The sequence below is a fragment of the Corynebacterium pollutisoli genome, assembly GCF_900177745.1.
Lineage (GTDB): Bacteria > Actinomycetota > Actinomycetes > Mycobacteriales > Mycobacteriaceae > Corynebacterium > Corynebacterium pollutisoli.
Genome location: NZ_FXAR01000008.1, coordinates 137,251 through 152,263, shown reverse-complemented (window position 1 = coordinate 152,263; position 15,013 = coordinate 137,251). Strand labels below are relative to the sequence as shown.

Genomic DNA, 15,013 nt, shown 5'->3' with positions numbered 1-15,013 from the left:
GGGCGCCTGGAACGTCATCCCGGCGGGGTGGTGCACATCCCACCGGATGGTGGGCCACCCCGCAGCAACACCCACCCCCTCCGCGACCTGTCCGCCCGAGGGTTACTCGCCGAGCCCTGACTGCCCGACCGCGATCATGCGCTCGAGGGATTCGCGGGCGGCGTCGGCAATGTCCTTGGGAACGTCGACCTCGTCGACGCCGAGGGCGAGGGCCCGGATGAGGGCGGCCGGGGTGATCATCTTCATGTAGGCGCAGGCGGCGCGCTCGTTGACCGGCTTGAAGTCGATGTCCGGGGCGGTCTGGCGCAGCTGGTGCAGCATGCCCACCTCGGTCGCCACGAGGACGGTGCCGGTCTGCTGGTTCTTGGCCTCGTCGAGCATCTGGCCGGTGGAGAGCATGTGGACGCGGCTCTCGTCGACAAGCCCCTCGCCGGCGAGGTAGATGGCGGAGTTGGCGCAGCCGCACTCGGGATGGATGTAGAGGTCGGCCTCCGGGTTCTCCTCCGTCCGGGCCACCAGGTCGGGGCCGGAGATGCCGGCGTGGACGTGGCACTCGCCGGCCCAGATACGGATGTTGTCACGGCCGGTCTCCCGCTTCACGTGGGCGCCGAGGAACTGGTCCGGGTTGAACAGGATCTCCTTGTCGGCGGGCAGCGACTTGACGATGTCGACCGCGTTGGAGGAGGTGCAGCAGACGTCGGTGAGCGCCTTCACGTCGGCGGTGGTGTTGACGTAGGAGACGACGAGGGCGTCCGGGTGCTCGGCCTTCCACTCGGCGAGCTGCTCGGCGGTGATGGAGTCGGCCAGGGAGCAGCCGGCCCGCTCGTCGGGGATGATGACGGTCTTCTCGGGGGAGAGGATCTTGGCGGACTCGGCCATGAAGTGGACACCGCAGAAGATGATGACGTCCGCGTCGGTGTCGGCGGCGATACGGGACAACCCGAGGGAGTCGCCGGTGAAGTGGGCGATGTCCTGGATCTCCGGGAGCTGGTAGTTGTGGGCCAGGATGATGGCGTTGCGCTCGCGGGCGAGACGCCTGACCTCGGCGGCCCATTCGTCGTCGGCCTCGATGCCGGTCCAGCCTTCGGGGCTTTCGACGATCTTGTCGAGCAGGTGGGATGACAGCTTGGTGGCCACTTCTTCTCCTTGGTTACCCGGTGTGTCGGGCCAAGTATCCCAGATGGGGGCGGATTCTCCGAAACCGATCAGAGCGACAGCGAGCCCTGGGCCAGGCCCCACGCGGCAGCCCCACCGGCCACGACCAGCAGCGCGACCACGGCGGCCTCGAAGCGGTTGAAGACCTTCTCGTTGGCCTGCAGGCGCGTCCACACGTACGGGACGAGCCCCGGTAGGACGGCGAGCGCGCCGAAGAGGACGAAGGTGAGGTCCGCGGCGTAGAACAGCCACGCCGAGTACACCAGGGCGAGGACCCCCACCAGGAGGTGGCGGCGGTTGTCCGCCGGGGTGGGGGTGGGGCCGCTGTCGTCGAAAAGCACGCCCGCGTGGGGATGGGCGATGCCGCGGCCGCGGGCGGCGAGGAGCACGAGGTAGAGGGCGGAGAAGAGATAGGGGACGAGGTAGAGGACGGTGGCCAGCTGCACCATGGAGATGTAGGCGGTCTCGTTGAGGAAGAAGATGATGACCGTGATCTGGATGACCACCGTCGACAGCAGCTGGGCGGCCCACGGGGCGCCGGCGTGGTTGACGGCGCCCAGTCGGCGGGGCAGCAGCCCGTCGAAGGCCATGAGGGCCAGCGGCTCGGCGCACAGCATCTGCCAGGAGACGTAGGCACCGAGGACGGACAGGCACAGGCCGATGGAGATGAGCAGCCCGCCCCACGGACCGACGACGGCCTCGAGGACCGCGGCCATGGAGTTGTCGGGCAGCGCGGCCAGCTCCTCCTGGCTGAGGACGCCGTAGGAGAGCATCGACACCGACATGAGCAGGGCGAGGACGGTGAAGAAGCCGAGGATGGTGGCGCGGCCGACGTCGCGACGCGTGCGCGACTGCTTCGAGTACACCGACGCCCCCTCCACGCCGATGAACACCCAGACGGTGAACAGCATGATGCCCTGCACCTGGTCGAGGATCGGCCCCTCACCCCAGAACGCCATCGTGAAGCGCTCCCAGCTGAACCCGAGGAACGCCACGAGCACGATGAACGCGGCGATGGGCAGGAGCTTGGCCACCGTCGTCACGGCGTTCATGAACGCCGCCTGCTTCACACCACGCGACAGGACCGCGAAGATCGTCCATGTCAGCAGCGACACCGCCACCGCCGTCGCCACCGGTCGGTCCACCCCCACCCACGGGACGTAGTGGCCGACGGTGTTGAAGAACAGCGTCGCGTAGCCGACCTGCGCGATCACCGACCCCAGCCAGTACCCCCACCCCGAGGTGAAACCGATGTAGTCGCCGAGGCCGGCGCGGACGTAGGAGTAGACGCCGGAGTCCAGGTGGGGGCGGCGCACCGCCAGGATCTGGAAGACGAACGCGATGGACAGCATACCCACCGCCGAGATCGCCCAGCCGATGAGCGCCGCTCCGGGGCCGGCCGCCGAGGCGACGTTCTGCGGGAGGGAGAAGATGCCGGAGCCGACCGTCGATCCGATGATGAGGGCGACGAGGGACCAGACGGTCACTGTATGGATGCGCGCTGTAGTCACCGGGTCAATCTACTATGTAGCCCATGACTGTCCTGCTTCTCGACGACCGCTGGCCCTCCCTCATCCCCCTCGAGGCGTACGGGCGGCTGGGTGGCAGGCTGGAGTTCACCGACGAGGTGCCGGTCACGGTGCGGTGGAACATCGACCGGCTCGTCGCGGCGGAGGGGCCGGGCGTGCTGGTGAGCACCGACGACCTCGACCCGCGGGTACGCGCGCGCGTCGACGCGGGGGAGGAGGTCATCGTCGCGGAGTCCCGGAGGGATCCGGTGCGGGTGGCGGTCCGGGCGATGGAGCGGGCCTGTTCGATCGGTGAGTGGGAGGCCTCGCAGACGCACCGTTCCCTCCTGCCCTACCTGGCGGAGGAGGCGCAGGAGTTCGCCGACCAGGTCGTGGTGTGGGAGGGCGACGGTGACGATCAGGCGCTGCTGAAGGAGCTCGGGGATGTGCTGCTGCAGGTGCTGTTCCACGCGGAGATCGCGTCGCGACGCGCGGCGTTCGACTTCGGTGATGTGGCGGGGAGTTTCGTCGATAAGCTGCGGTCCCGGTCCCCCTACCTATTCGACGGCACGACACGGGTCGTGGCCGTCGAGGAGCAGGAGCGGCTGTGGGCCCTGGGGAAGTCCCGCGAGTAGGTTCTAGCGGGGCTGGAGGGTGCTGGACAGGCCCTGGAGGATGTCCTGGATGTCGCCGATGTGGGGGATGTTCTCCAGGCCGGGGATGAGCTGGGGGTCGGCCTTGACGATGCCGCACTCGAGTGCCTCGTCGGCGATCTGGCCGGCGTACTGGGCGCCGAGGAGGTAGGCGCCGACGTCGTTGCCGGTGACCGGCTTGGCGGCGTCGCGGATCTGCTTGGCCAGGTCGGAGCGGGTGGTGTTCTCGTTGATCTGGAAGGCGCTGCGGAGTGCGATCTCGGCGACGGGGCAGGGGACGTTGGCGATGAGGTCCTCGGCGTTCTGGGCGGAGGCGGTGGGGGTGAGGCCGACGAAGGCGATGCCGGCGGTGGCGACGGTGGCGAGGGTACGGCGGAGCATGGCGGGGGCCTTTCAGCTACGAAACGGTTACGCCTGCGAGACTACGTTATCTGTGGGGCAGATGTGACGTGTGTGGCAGTTTTCTGGGCTTCCGAGCCGGATGCTCATCCGAAAGGTCCATGCCGTAGGATCGTGCCTCATGAGTAGACGGGTGATGGGCTGTGGTCTGGGCGTGGTCCTGGCGATCATTATGGTCATCTCCCTCGTCGGATGGGCCCTGTCCTTCCTCGACATCTCCAGCCCCACCCGCCAGCTGCAGCCGGTCCCGGACAACGTCCCTCCGGCCGGTGCTGCGGAGGTCCCGCTCATCGACGTCCACGCCCCCGGACGCACCGCCGACAAGCTCACCTTCTGGGCGGAACCCCTGGCGGAGGAGACCGGCATCCCCGCGGCCGCCGTCCGCGCCTACGGCAACGCCGAGCTCATCGCCCGCGACGCCTGGCCCACCTGCAACCTGCGCTGGAACACCCTGGCCGGCATCGGCTGGGTAGAGTCCCGTCACGGCACCTACTCGGGTGAGTACTTCAACCGCAGCCGGATCAACGAGGAGGGTTTCGCCGAGCCGAAAATCATCGGCATCCCGCTGGACGGCAGCCCGGGCTTCGCGGCGATCCCCGACACCGACGGCGGGCTCCTCGACGGCGACACCGAGTGGGACCGCGCGGTCGGCCCGATGCAGTTCATCCCGGAGTCGTGGAAGCGCTACGGCCGGGACGCCAACGGCGACGGTGTCGCGGACCCCCACCAGATCGACGACGCCGCCCTCGGTGCCGCCCATCTGCTGTGCGTCAACGGCGGTGACCTGGCCACCCCGGAGGGGTGGACGAGGGCGATCTACTCCTACAACCGTTCGCAGGAGTACCTCATCGACGTGCGTGACGCGGCCGGTTCCTACGCCCTCAATCAGCCCGCCCGTTGACGGGTACCCCCTGAACCCACCTCTATAGGTCCCGCCGCGCCCGGTTTTCTGCAAGAATTGGGACCGGACGCGTGACGTGCGCGCGCGACGAGACGAACTCACACTTCGAGATGGCTATAGGAGGCCCACAAGTGGCTGACATCATTCACGTTTTCGCCCGAGAGATCATGGATTCCCGTGGTAACCCGACCGTCGAGGCAGGTGTCGTGCTCGACGACGGCACCCTCGCCACCGCCGGCGTTCCGTCCGGTGCCTCCACCGGTGTCCATGAGGCGCACGAGCTGCGCGACGGCGGCGACCGCTACCTGGGCAAGGGCGTGCTGAAGGCCGTCGAGAACGTCAACGAGGAGATCGCCGACGAGCTGGCCGGCTACGAGGCCGACGACCAGCGCGCCATCGACCAGGCCATGCTCAACCTGGACGGCACCGACAACAAGTCCCGCCTGGGCGCCAACGCCATCCTCGGCGTGTCCATGGCTGTGGCCCGTGCCGCCGCCGAGTCCGCCGGCCTGCCGCTCTACCGCTACATCGGCGGCCCGAACGCCCATGTGCTGCCGGTACCGATGATGAACATCCTCAACGGTGGCGCCCACGCCGATTCCGGCGTCGACGTCCAGGAGTTCATGATCGCCCCGATCGGTGCCGAGACCTTCACCGAGGCTCTGCAGGTCGGCGCTGAGGTGTACCACACCCTCAAGTCCGTCATCAAGGAGAAGGGCCTGTCCACCGGCCTGGGCGACGAGGGCGGTTTCGCTCCGTCCGTCGAGTCCACCCGTGCGGCCCTGGACCTCATTGTCGAGGCCATCGAGAAGTCCGGGTACAAGCTGGGCGATGATGTCGCTCTGGCCCTGGACGTCGCCTCCTCCGAGTTCTTCAAGGACGGCAAGTACCACTTCGAGGGCCAGGAGCTCACCGCCGAGGAGATGTCCAAGGTCTACGAGGAGCTCATCAACGAGTACCCGATCGTCTCCATCGAGGATCCGCTGCAGGAGGACGACTGGGACGGCTACGTCGCCCTCACCGCCGCCATCGGCGACAAGGTCCAGCTGGTGGGCGACGACTTCTTCGTCACCAACCCGGCCCGCCTCCAGGAGGGCATCGACAAGAAGGCCGCCAACGCCCTGCTGGTCAAGGTCAACCAGATCGGTACCCTCACCGAGACCTTCGACGCCGTCGACCTGGCGCACCGCAACGGCTACCGTTCCATGATGTCCCACCGTTCCGGTGAGACCGAGGACACCACCATCGCCGACCTGGCCGTCGCCCTCAACTGCGGCCAGATCAAGACCGGTGCCCCGGCCCGTTCCGAGCGCGTCGCCAAGTACAACCAGCTGCTGCGCATCGAGCAGGAGCTGGGCGACGCCGCCGTCTACGCCGGCCGTTCCGCTTTCCCGCGCTTCCAGAAGTAACTCACAGCGCTTGTCGACGCCCCCTTCAGCCCGGGTTTCCGGGCGGAGGGGGCGTCGTCGTCTAGACTCGGGAGTCTATGAACACCGAGCCCACCTCCCGCTCCCGGCGCACCGTGCCGGTGGTCTCCCGCGCGCGGGAGGCGCAGCAGCCGAAGCCTCCGAAGCAGCCGAAGATGCGCTTCAACACGGCGGAGTTCGGTGTGCTGGCGGCGGTGGCGATCATCATCATCGGCACGATCTGGGCCCCGGCGAACAATTACTTCCAGGGCCGGTCGGAGATCAACCGCCTCAACGACTCGATCGCGGCGAAGCAGGCGGAGAAGGAGCGTCTCCTCGACGAGATCGACCGCTACGAGGACGAGGCGTGGATCCGTGAGGAGGCCCGCCGCCGCCTCGGGCTCATCGAGGAGGGGGAGATCGCCTTCCGCGTCATCGACCCCAACATGGAGGCAGACGCCTCGGTGACCACCTCCGCGGAGGAGCTGACGGCGGACCTGACGTGGTACGAGATCCTGTGGGCGTCGATCGCAACGCCGCCCGCAGACGACCCCGGTGGTGTGCTCGTGGAAGAATGATCGCCATGACTGTCAATGAAGCAGACCTGGCGGCCGTCGAGAAGCAGTTGGGACGCGAGCCCCGTGGCGTCCTGGCCGTGTCCTACCGCAGCCCGGACGGGCAGCCCGGCGTGGTGAAGACCGCGCCGCGCCTGCCGGACGGCACCCCCTTCCCGACCCTGTACTACCTCACCGACCCGCGGCTGACCGCCGAGGCGTCGCGCCTGGAGGTCGCGCACGTCATGAAGTGGATGGAGGAGCGCCTCGCCGGGGACGCCTCCCTGCAGGCCGACTACGCGGCCGCCCACGAGCACTACCTCGCCGAGCGCAATGCCCTCGAGGATCTGGGCACCGACTTCTCCGGCGGCGGCATGCCGGAGCGCGTCAAGTGCCTCCACGTCCTCATCGCCTACGCCCTGGCGGAGGGCCCGGAGCGGGTGCGTTTCGGCACCGAGGCCGTGGCCCTGGCCGCCGACCGCGGGGGCCTGCGCGGCACCGCGATCCCGCAGGACTGGCCGACGTGTGAGGAGCTGGGCTTCGACCCCCACCAGTTCGACGAGCTCTACCAGGAGGCCGCCAAGTGACCCGTGTCGCGGCCGTGGACTGCGGCACCAACTCGATCCGCCTGCTCATCTGCGACATCGTGGGGGAGGCCACCCGCGAGATCACCCGCACGATGGAGATCGTCCGCCTCGGGCAGGGCGTGGACGCCACCGGCGAGCTGGACCCCGTCGCCATCGAGCGGACCCGGGCGGCGCTCTCCCGTTTTGTGGAGATCATGGAGTTCGAGGAGGTCAAGGCCGTGCGCATGGTGGCCACCTCGGCGACGCGTGACGCCTCCAACCGGGACGACTTCTTCCGCATGACCGCCGAGCTGCTCGGCCGCATCACCCCGGGTGCCCAGGCGGAGGTCATTTCCGGTGAGGAGGAGGCCGCCCTGTCCTTCCGTGGCGCCATCACGGACCTCAACCCCTCCGACGACCCGTTCTGCGTCATCGACCTCGGTGGGGGGTCGACGGAGTTCATCGTCGGGACCGCGGACGGGGAGATCCTCGGCGCACACTCGGCGCAGATGGGCTGCGTGCGGGTCACCGAGCGCATCATGCGTTCTGACCCGCCGACGGACACCGAGACCGAGATCGCCATGGAGTACATCGGCGAGCGCCTGGCCGACGTCGTGAAGATCGTGCCGGTGGACAAGGCGCGCACCTTCGTCGGCGTCGCCGGCACGTTCACCACGCTGTCCGCCCTGGCCCAGGGCCTGGAGACCTACGACCCGCGCGAGATCCACGGCTCGGTGCTCAACTTCTCCGCCCTGCGTGTGCTCACCGCGGAGATCCGCCGCCAGTCCGCCGAGACCCGCGGCCTCAACCCGGTGGTGCACCCGGGGCGTGCCGACGTCCTCGGCGGCGGCAGCGCGGTCGTCGACGGCATCATGGACATGATCGCCGCGCAGACCAGCGTCGACAGCTTCGTCATCAGTGAGAAGGACATCCTCGACGGCATCGTCGCCGGCCTGGGGGATCGCCTGCGGGCCTGATGGCACCGCGCGTCCGGGGGTTCCTCGACCCGGACGCCCTTCCCGCTCGTCTTCGGTCCCGGCCGGGTACCGGTGCCGTTCGCGCTGCTGCGTCGACTAAGATGGTCCCCTGGCCATCACCGGCCCCCATAGCCCAATTGGCAGAGGCAGCGGACTTAAAATCCGCTCAGTGTCGGTTCGAGTCCGACTGGGGGCACTACCGCGGCATCCGCGCCACGAGCTCTTTCACGCGTGCGCCCTGTTCCTCGTCCGGCCCGTCGACCACGATGCCGGGCACGACGTCCTGAACGGGGATGGCGTTCACCGCCGCCGGGGGATGCCCCAGCTCCGCCCGCCACCGCCCGATCTGGGCCGAGGACGCGGCGTAGACGATGCGGCCCAGCCCCACCCAGCCGTGCGCCGCGGAGCACATGGCGCAGTGTTCGCCGGAGGTGTAGACGACGGCGTCGGCGCGTCCCTGCGCGGTGAGGTTCCCGGCGGCCCAGCGGGCGATGGCGAACTCGGGGTGGCGGGTGGCGTCCCCGCCGGAGATGCGGTTGTGGTCGGCGAACAGTTCGGTGCCGTCGGCCCCGACGAGGACGGAGCCGTAGGGCTCGTCCCCGGCGTCGAGGGCCTGACGTGCCAGGTCAACGGCCCTGGCCAGCCAGTCACGGTCAACGTCGGTGATCATGGCCGCCAGCATAGGCACAATGGGCGGCATGCGTATCTTCGGTTTTCGGTCCCACGGCGGGCCCGAGGTCCTCGAGCTTCTCGACGTCCCCGCCCCAACCCCCGGCCCCCACCAGGTGCTCATCGACGTGCTCGCCACGGCGGTCAACCCGGGCGACCTCAACACGCGCGAGGGCACCAACGGCTGGGAGGTGAAGTTCCCCATGGCGTTCGGCCGGGAGGCCGCCGGCCGGGTGGTCGGCACCGGGGAGCTGGTGTTCGGTTCCGCGGCCTCCGGCCACGGCACCTTCGGTGAGCAGGCGCTTCTCGACGCCGCCTCCGTCACCCCCGTGCCCGCGGGCATGGACGTGCGCCACGCGGCCTGCCTGCCGGTGGCGTGGGGGACGGCTTACGACGCCCTCGACATGCTCGATCTGCCGGCGGGGGCGCAGTTGCTCGTGCTGGGGGCCGGTGGGGGTGTGGGGACCGCGATCACCACGCTGGCCACGGCCCGGGGACTCGAGGTCATCGGGGTGGCCTCGGACGCGAAGAAGGAGTTGGTGGAGTCCCTGGGGGCGCGGCACGTGCCCAAGGGGCAGTGGGCGGGGGAGCGCCCCGCGGCGTTGTTCGACCTCGTGGGCGGGGACACGCTGCGGGAGGCGGCGGTGCTGGTGCCGGGGGCGCGGCTGGTGTCGGTGGCGGACAAACCGCTCGTCGAGAAGCTCGGGGGCAGTGCGGTGCCGCGCCGCCGCACCCGCGAGGTGTTCGAGCAGGTGGCGCGGCAGGCGCGGGTGCACGTCAGTGCCTACTACCCGCTGGAGCGGGCCGCAGAGGCCGTCGCCGCGGTGGAGGACGGCCACGCGACCGGCAAGGTGGTGGTCACGCTCGACTGACGCGGTCGAGCTCCTCCTCGATGCTGGGCCACAGGCGGGACAGGATGTCGTCCCAGGTGATGACACCCACGACCTCGCCCGGGGAGTCGTCGATGCCGTCCTCGGGGACGACGACGGCGACCTGCTCGTTGTTGCCGCGCATGAGGTTGAGGGCCTCCGACAGGGTGGTCGTCTGCGGCAGCAGGAGCGCGGGACGGGAGTAGGTGTCGGCGATGTCGGCCGGGTCCGCGAGCAGGGTGTCGCGGACGTGCACCAGGTGCGGGGTGGGCTGCTCGGCGCCGGCGGGGGCGTCGAGCAGCACGCGCATGGAGCGGATCTCCCGGGAGCGGGCGCGCACCTCGGCGACGGTCGCGGTGGCCGGCAGCGGGCGGCGCGGGGTGACGGCGTCGCCGACGGTGATGGACTCCAGAGCGATGAGCCCGGTGATCTGGCTGGCGGACATGTCGTCGAGGGTGCCGGTGTCGCGCGAGTGCTCGACGAGGTGGCGCAGGGTCTCCGCGTCGTAGCCCTTGGCGGCGGCGCGCTCGACCGGGTCCTCCCCGGCCCGGCGGACCAGCGCGTTAGCCATCCGGTTGATCCACGACAGGAGCGGGCGGAAGAGCGTGATGAACACGCGCGCCGGCCCGGCGATGACGCGCACCGCGGTCTCCGGGTGGGCCAGGGCCCACGACTTCGGCGCCATCTCACCGACCACCAGGTGGAGGAAGGTGACGATGAACAGCGACAGGGCGAAGGACACCGCGTAGGCCACGCCGTCGGGGAGTGCGCCGAAGGCGGGCTCGATGAGGTGGTGGACCCACGGCTTGGTGATGGCACCGAGCGCGAACGTCGCCGCCGTGATGCCCAGCTGGGCGCCGGCCAGCATGAGGGTGAGCTCGTTGAGGCTGCGCAGCGCCGCGCGGGAGGAGGCGGAGGTCTCCGCAGTCTCCTCCAGGCGGTTGCGGCGGGCGGCGAGCAGGGAGAACTCGATGACGACGAAGAACGCCGAGAGCACGATGACCAGCACGGTCACCGGCAGGGCGATGTACCAGTTCATCATTTCTTCTCCTCCTCGATGAGTTCGATGCGGACCTCCGACGGCACGTGGCGGTCCACCTCCTCCACGCTCATGCGCAGGGAGCGGGTGGGGGCGTCCTCGCCCTCGACGAAGTCATCGGGCTCGGCCTCCAGCTCGATGACGTGGACCTCACCCTCCTCGACGAGGCCGCCGGTGTGGGAGATGAGGAGACCGGAGATGGTCTCGAAGTCACCCTGCGGCAGGTCGTGGCCGATGGCACGCTCGATCTCGTCGAGCGGGGTGTCACCGTCGACGAGCCACTCGTCCTCGTCGGTCTCGGTGATGTCCTCGGAGGACTCGCCGTCGTGTTCGTCGGTGACGTCGCCGAGGATCTCCTCGGCGAGGTCCTCGACGGTGATGATGCCGACGAAGCCGCCGTACTCGTCGATGACGCCGGCCAGCTTCTGCTGGGCGTCCTCGAGCTTGGCGACGGCGTCGGGGAGCGACATCAGTTCCGGCACCACGAGGATGTCGCGCATGATCTCGGTGACGGGCGCGGCGGCGGGAAGCTCGGTGTCCTGCACGTCGAGCAGGTGGACGAGGCCGACGGGGTTGTGCTCGTCGTCGATGACCGGGTAGCGCGTGTGCGCGGTGGCCATGAGCTGGCGGACCTCTCCGATCGTGGTCGCCGGGTCGACGACATCGGTGCGGGACCGGGGGACCATCGCGTGCTCGACGTCGTGCTCCGGGAAGTCGAGGAGGCGGTCGAGGACGAGGAAGGTCTGGTCGTCGAGCTCGCCGCTCTCCCGCGAGGAGGACACGATGTGCTCGAGGTCCTCGGCGGTGGCGGTGGAGTCGATGTCCTCGACCGGCTCGATGCGCAGCATGCGCAGCAGGGCGTTGGAGGAGAAGTCGAAGAACCGGATGAGCCAGCCGAAGATCGCCAGGTAGATGTTCGTCGACCGGGCCAGCGCCAGGGAGGACTTCAGCGGGGCGGCGATGGTGTAGTTCTTCGGGAAGAGCTCACCGAAGATCATCTGCACGATCGTGGAGATCGCCAGGGCCAGCACGGTGCCCACACCGACGGAGACGGCCACCGGTACGCCGACGCCGCCGAGCAGCACGCCCAGCGACTCGCCGACCAGCGGCTCCGCGATGAAACCGACCATGAGGCCGGTGACCGTGATGCCCAGCTGCGCGCCGGAGAGCATGAAGGAGGTGCGGTTGGTCACCTTGAGGGCGGCGGCGGCCTTCTCGTCCCCGGCGTCGGCACGCGAGCGCAGCTCGGTGCGGTCGACGGACATGAAGGCGAACTCCTGCGCCACGAAATAGCCGTTGGCCACGATGATCAGACCGATGATCACCAGTCCCAGGACCAGCAGGGCGACGGCGGTCAGCATGTGATCACCTGCCTCAGGTTGAGCTGGGACGATGCGGGTCTGTCAGGGGGAGGCTCCATCGTGGAGTGGTCCGCCTTTCGGTTTGTTGAGACAAAAACATGGACAGTGTACAGGAACGGACACGGCGTCGGTAAGAGTTTCCTCACCCGGGGAACTAATCCAGGTTTTGCTACGTTGTACGGGGTAGAAACACACAGGAACAGAAAGGACCGGGGTTTTATCGTGCGTAGCAGCAACCCTGTCATGAACTCACTCACCACCGCCAAGGGTGGCATCCAGACGGGCGCCTACCCCTCAGGTGCGCCGCAGGGTTACCAGGACCCGTACTCCGGCTACGGCCGGGCCCCGGCCGCCACCGGCGACCGCCCGATGACCGTCGACGACATCGTCGCCAAGACCGGCATGACGCTCGGCGTCATCGTCGTCTTCGCCCTGCTCAACTTCGGCATCTACATGTTCGTCAACCCGGGCCTGGCGCTCATCCTCACCGTGGTCGGCGCCATCGGCGGCCTCATCACCGTGCTGGTGGCCACGTTCGGCAAGAAGTACGGCTCCGCGGCCGTCACCCTCATCTACGCCGCCTTCGAGGGCCTGTTCGTCGGCGGTATCTCCCTGCTGTTCACCGGCATCACCTTCGAGGGTGTCAACGCCGACGCCGGCGTCATGATCGGCCAGGCGGTCCTGGGCACCCTGGGTGTCTTCCTGGGCATGCTCTTCGTCTACAAGACCGGCGCCGTGAAGGTCACCCCGAAGTTCAACCGCATCCTCACCGGTGCGATCGTCGGTGTCCTCGTCCTCGTCGTGGGCAACCTCCTGCTGGCCATGTTCACCGGAATGAACCCGCTGCGTGACGGCGGCATGCTCGCCATCGTCTTCTCCCTGGTCTGCATCGGCCTGGCGGCGATGAGCTTCCTCTCCGACTTCGACGCCGCCGACAAGATGATCCGCGCCGGCGCGCCGTCCAAGATGGCGTGGGGCGTCGCCCTCGGCCTGGCCGTCACCCTGGTCTGGCTCTACACCGAGATCCTGCGCCTGCTGTCCTACTTCCGTTCCAACTAGCGGTGGACAGCAGAGAAGGGCCCCTGCGGGGGCCCTTTCGCTATTCCAGGAACAGGTTGACGGCGCGTTGCGCCTGCTGCTTGTCGACGCTCCATTCCTCCGCCAGGCGACGGATGAACGTCTCCTCCTCGCCCTCGTCCGATTCGGCGTCCATCGCCAGGTGGAGGGCCAGGGAGGCCAGCGCGGTGTCCCAGTCGATCCCGGCGAGGGCCGGGCCGTAGGTGTCCCACAGCCCATCCCGGGGGAAGGTGTGGGTGAGGGTGAGCGTCCGGTCGGCAAACGTGATCTCCAGGACGCCTCCCTCCCAGTCGAGGCGCAGCAGCTCCTCCGGTTCGCAGGCGTGGACCTCCGCCTCGGCGGGTCCGAACCAGATCTCCCGGCGGTCGGCCTCCGTGACCGCCTCCCACAGCTCGCGGGTGGAGGCCGTGAAGGAGCGCGAGAGGGAGACACCGACGGTGTCGTCGTCCAGCACCCGGCGGGTGACCAGCGGGATCTGCTCGAGCAGGTTCATCAGAGAATGATCTCCTCATCATCGACGGTGACGCGGGTGAACACCAGGCCCTGCGGGCTGCGGACCGGCTCACTGAGCTCCACCTCGACGTCGCGGGTGCGCTCAGTCCGGCCCCGCTCGGTGGTCTCGCGGACGGCGGTGCCGGTGGCCTTCTCCGGGGTCCAGGTGTCCCAGGTGATGTCCACCAGGCGGTCATCGTCGTCGGCGCAGGCCAGGGCCAGGGACTCCGGCTCGAACTCCGGGGCACCGACACACTCGATGACCCCCGGCAGGGGAGCGGGGGCAGCGGACGTCGACGACACGACCTGGGAGGCGGGTGCCGCACGGAAGGACGTCGCGGTGTCGACCTTGACGTCGGAGGGCTGCTCCTGCGGCGGGGAGCAGGCGGAAACGACAACACCCAGGCCGATCAGCATCAGGGCCCGGGTGTGGAGCGGGGGTGTCACGGTCGGCTAGTTCTGGACCGGAGCTTCCTCGACGACGACGGCCTCCTCCTCGACGACCTCGTCCTCGGTGGTGGTCACCGGGGTGGAGGTGGCGGTCGTGGTGGTGGCGTCAGCGTCGGCACCGTTCTCGGCCTCCGGGGCCTGGAACTCGGTGGCGGTGTCGACCTTGACGTCGGACGGCTGCTCGTTCGGCGGGGAGCAGGCGGCCAGGGCGAGGGCGACAGCGGCGGCGCCGACGACAGCGGCACCCTTACGGGCGAAGATGCGGGACATGGTGGGGATCCTCCGGGTAGTCACTGATTCGTATGAGAGATTACTTGGCCGAGCGCGGAGTTGCGGCAAGTTGGGAGTCATAGGGCTTCGCCGACTCCAGAGTCACAGAAATAGTGGCCCCGTTCGGGGCGGTGTACTCGCGGGTCTCACCCTCGCGGGCACCCAGCAGAGCGGCACCGAGCGGGGAGTGCTCGGAGTAGGTCTCCAGGTGCTCGTTGTCCGTGGCGGCGGCGCGGGTACCGATGAGGAAGGTCTCCTTCTCGCTCTCGACGCCGTTGTAGTAGACGTGGACGACGGAACCGACGAGGGCGACACCCTCGACGACACCCTCACGCTCGGTGGTGGAGTTGGCCAGGAGCTCGGAGATCTGCTTGATGCGGGCCTCCTCCTGGTCCTGCATCTCGCGGGCGGCGTCGTAGCCGGCGTTCTCCTTGAGGTCACCCTCCTCGCGGCGCTCGTTGATCTCGGCGGCGACCACGGGGCGGTGGTCGATCAGTGCCTGCAGCTCAGCCTCGAGCTTCGCCTTCATTTCCGGGGTGATGTACTGCTTGCTGTTCTCAGCCATAGCTACGTAGCGTCCCTGCCTTCCCTGTACCTCGGGCCGGTGGGGGCGAACATCCGGCGGGGAACCCCCGACACGCGCGTCACCCACCGGTGTGAACAATTG

The 15,013-nt window shown here is 68.8% G+C and carries 18 protein-coding genes and 1 tRNA gene; 9 read left to right on the top strand and 10 right to left on the bottom strand.

Annotation, left to right across the window (positions count from 1 at the left end; translation table 11 throughout):
• Positions 1–102: 102 nt before the first annotated feature.
• Positions 103–1,113, bottom strand: a complete 1,011-nt coding sequence (nadA, locus tag B9Y70_RS11045) for a quinolinate synthase NadA (RefSeq protein WP_085550333.1) — start codon at positions 1,111–1,113, stop codon at positions 103–105.
• 92 nt (positions 1,114–1,205) lie between these two features.
• Positions 1,206–2,666 (bottom strand): amino acid permease, encoded by a 1,461-nt coding sequence (locus B9Y70_RS11040; protein WP_085550323.1) that lies wholly within the window; start codon positions 2,664–2,666, stop codon positions 1,206–1,208.
• Positions 2,667–2,689: 23 nt separating this feature from the next.
• Between B9Y70_RS11040 and B9Y70_RS11035 the strand changes: the two genes are divergently transcribed.
• Positions 2,690–3,298 (top strand): MazG nucleotide pyrophosphohydrolase domain-containing protein, encoded by a 609-nt coding sequence (locus B9Y70_RS11035; RefSeq protein WP_085550322.1) that lies wholly within the window; start codon positions 2,690–2,692, stop codon positions 3,296–3,298.
• A gap of 3 nt (positions 3,299–3,301) precedes the next feature.
• Here B9Y70_RS11035 and B9Y70_RS11030 read toward each other — a convergent pair whose 3' ends face one another.
• Positions 3,302–3,697 carry a hypothetical protein gene (locus tag B9Y70_RS11030; RefSeq protein ID WP_085550321.1) on the bottom strand — a complete coding sequence of 132 codons (396 nt, stop codon included), beginning with the start codon at positions 3,695–3,697 and terminating at the stop codon, positions 3,302–3,304.
• Between the two features lie 154 nt (positions 3,698–3,851).
• Between B9Y70_RS11030 and B9Y70_RS11025 the strand changes: the two genes are divergently transcribed.
• The 6 genes from B9Y70_RS11025 (at position 3,852) to B9Y70_RS11000 (ending at position 8,315) form a co-directional block, all read left to right on the top strand.
• A complete protein-coding gene (locus B9Y70_RS11025; protein ID WP_085550320.1) occupies positions 3,852–4,616 on the top strand; it encodes a lytic transglycosylase domain-containing protein in 765 nt (254 codons plus the stop codon).
• Positions 4,617–4,747: 131 nt separating this feature from the next.
• Positions 4,748–6,025, top strand: coding sequence for a phosphopyruvate hydratase (gene eno, locus B9Y70_RS11020; protein ID WP_085550319.1), 1,278 nt, complete (start codon positions 4,748–4,750; stop codon positions 6,023–6,025).
• 77 nt (positions 6,026–6,102) lie between these two features.
• Positions 6,103–6,600, top strand: a complete 498-nt coding sequence (locus B9Y70_RS11015; RefSeq protein ID WP_085550318.1) for an FtsB family cell division protein — start codon at positions 6,103–6,105, stop codon at positions 6,598–6,600.
• A 5-nt stretch (positions 6,601–6,605) separates the two neighbouring features.
• Entirely contained in the window at positions 6,606–7,163 is a 558-nt protein-coding gene (locus B9Y70_RS11010) for a DUF501 domain-containing protein (RefSeq protein WP_085550332.1), read from the top strand.
• On the top strand, positions 7,160–8,119 hold the full coding sequence (locus B9Y70_RS11005; protein WP_085550317.1) for a Ppx/GppA phosphatase family protein: 960 nt from the start codon (positions 7,160–7,162) through the stop codon (positions 8,117–8,119). The genes B9Y70_RS11010 and B9Y70_RS11005 overlap by 4 nt, the downstream gene beginning before the upstream one ends.
• Positions 8,120–8,241: 122 nt before the next feature.
• Positions 8,242–8,315: transfer RNA gene (locus B9Y70_RS11000), tRNA-Leu, on the top strand.
• Here the strand turns inward: B9Y70_RS11000 and B9Y70_RS10995 are convergent.
• Entirely contained in the window at positions 8,316–8,789 is a 474-nt protein-coding gene (locus B9Y70_RS10995) for a nucleoside deaminase (RefSeq protein ID WP_085550331.1), read from the bottom strand.
• A 28-nt stretch (positions 8,790–8,817) separates the two neighbouring features.
• Between B9Y70_RS10995 and B9Y70_RS10990 the strand changes: the two genes are divergently transcribed.
• Positions 8,818–9,660, top strand: a complete 843-nt coding sequence (locus B9Y70_RS10990) for a quinone oxidoreductase family protein (RefSeq protein ID WP_085550316.1) — start codon at positions 8,818–8,820, stop codon at positions 9,658–9,660.
• Here B9Y70_RS10990 and B9Y70_RS10985 read toward each other — a convergent pair.
• Entirely contained in the window at positions 9,647–10,699 is a 1,053-nt protein-coding gene (locus tag B9Y70_RS10985; RefSeq protein WP_085550315.1) for a CNNM domain-containing protein, read from the bottom strand. The genes B9Y70_RS10990 and B9Y70_RS10985 overlap by 14 nt on opposite strands.
• A complete protein-coding gene (locus tag B9Y70_RS10980; protein ID WP_085550314.1) occupies positions 10,696–12,057 on the bottom strand; it encodes a hemolysin family protein in 1,362 nt (453 codons plus the stop codon). The genes B9Y70_RS10985 and B9Y70_RS10980 overlap by 4 nt, the downstream gene beginning before the upstream one ends.
• 222 nt (positions 12,058–12,279) lie before the next feature.
• Here B9Y70_RS10980 and B9Y70_RS10975 point away from each other — a divergent pair, with 222 nt between their 5' ends.
• A complete protein-coding gene (locus B9Y70_RS10975) occupies positions 12,280–13,116 on the top strand; it encodes a Bax inhibitor-1/YccA family protein (protein WP_205410446.1) in 837 nt (278 codons plus the stop codon).
• Between the two features lie 40 nt (positions 13,117–13,156).
• Here the strand turns inward: B9Y70_RS10975 and B9Y70_RS10970 are convergent, their stop codons facing one another.
• The 4 genes from B9Y70_RS10970 to greA are packed head-to-tail and all read right to left on the bottom strand — an operon-like array spanning position 13,157 to position 14,911.
• Positions 13,157–13,627: an SRPBCC family protein gene (locus B9Y70_RS10970; RefSeq protein WP_085550312.1), complete on the bottom strand. Its 471-nt coding sequence runs from the start codon at positions 13,625–13,627 to the stop codon at positions 13,157–13,159.
• A complete protein-coding gene (locus B9Y70_RS10965) occupies positions 13,627–14,043 on the bottom strand; it encodes a hypothetical protein (RefSeq protein WP_085550311.1) in 417 nt (138 codons plus the stop codon). The genes B9Y70_RS10970 and B9Y70_RS10965 overlap by 1 nt, the downstream gene beginning before the upstream one ends.
• 36 nt (positions 14,044–14,079) lie before the next feature.
• Positions 14,080–14,346, bottom strand: coding sequence for a thiamine biosynthesis protein X (locus B9Y70_RS13090; protein ID WP_240309244.1), 267 nt, complete (start codon positions 14,344–14,346; stop codon positions 14,080–14,082).
• A gap of 40 nt (positions 14,347–14,386) precedes the next feature.
• Complete coding sequence (gene greA / locus B9Y70_RS10955) at positions 14,387–14,911, bottom strand: transcription elongation factor GreA (protein ID WP_085550309.1); 525 nt, start codon at positions 14,909–14,911, stop codon at positions 14,387–14,389.
• Positions 14,912–15,013: the final 102 nt, after the last annotated feature.

Coding starts and splice junctions, on each gene's coding strand:
- B9Y70_RS11035 (WP_085550322.1), top strand. CDS start 2,690: ATGACTGTCCTGCTTCTCGACGACCGCTGGCCCTCCCTCATCCCCCTC.
- B9Y70_RS11030 (WP_085550321.1), bottom strand. CDS start 3,697: ATGCTCCGCCGTACCCTCGCCACCGTCGCCACCGCCGGCATCGCCTTC.
- B9Y70_RS11025 (WP_085550320.1), top strand. CDS start 3,852: ATGGGCTGTGGTCTGGGCGTGGTCCTGGCGATCATTATGGTCATCTCC.
- B9Y70_RS11015 (WP_085550318.1), top strand. CDS start 6,103: ATGAACACCGAGCCCACCTCCCGCTCCCGGCGCACCGTGCCGGTGGTC.
- B9Y70_RS11010 (WP_085550332.1), top strand. CDS start 6,606: ATGACTGTCAATGAAGCAGACCTGGCGGCCGTCGAGAAGCAGTTGGGA.
- B9Y70_RS10995 (WP_085550331.1), bottom strand. CDS start 8,789: ATGATCACCGACGTTGACCGTGACTGGCTGGCCAGGGCCGTTGACCTG.
- B9Y70_RS10990 (WP_085550316.1), top strand. CDS start 8,818: ATGCGTATCTTCGGTTTTCGGTCCCACGGCGGGCCCGAGGTCCTCGAG.
- B9Y70_RS10985 (WP_085550315.1), bottom strand. CDS start 10,699: ATGATGAACTGGTACATCGCCCTGCCGGTGACCGTGCTGGTCATCGTG.
- B9Y70_RS10980 (WP_085550314.1), bottom strand. CDS start 12,057: ATGCTGACCGCCGTCGCCCTGCTGGTCCTGGGACTGGTGATCATCGGT.
- B9Y70_RS10970 (WP_085550312.1), bottom strand. CDS start 13,627: ATGAACCTGCTCGAGCAGATCCCGCTGGTCACCCGCCGGGTGCTGGAC.
- B9Y70_RS10965 (WP_085550311.1), bottom strand. CDS start 14,043: ATGCTGATCGGCCTGGGTGTTGTCGTTTCCGCCTGCTCCCCGCCGCAG.
- B9Y70_RS13090 (WP_240309244.1), bottom strand. CDS start 14,346: ATGTCCCGCATCTTCGCCCGTAAGGGTGCCGCTGTCGTCGGCGCCGCC.
- greA (WP_085550309.1), bottom strand. CDS start 14,911: ATGGCTGAGAACAGCAAGCAGTACATCACCCCGGAAATGAAGGCGAAG.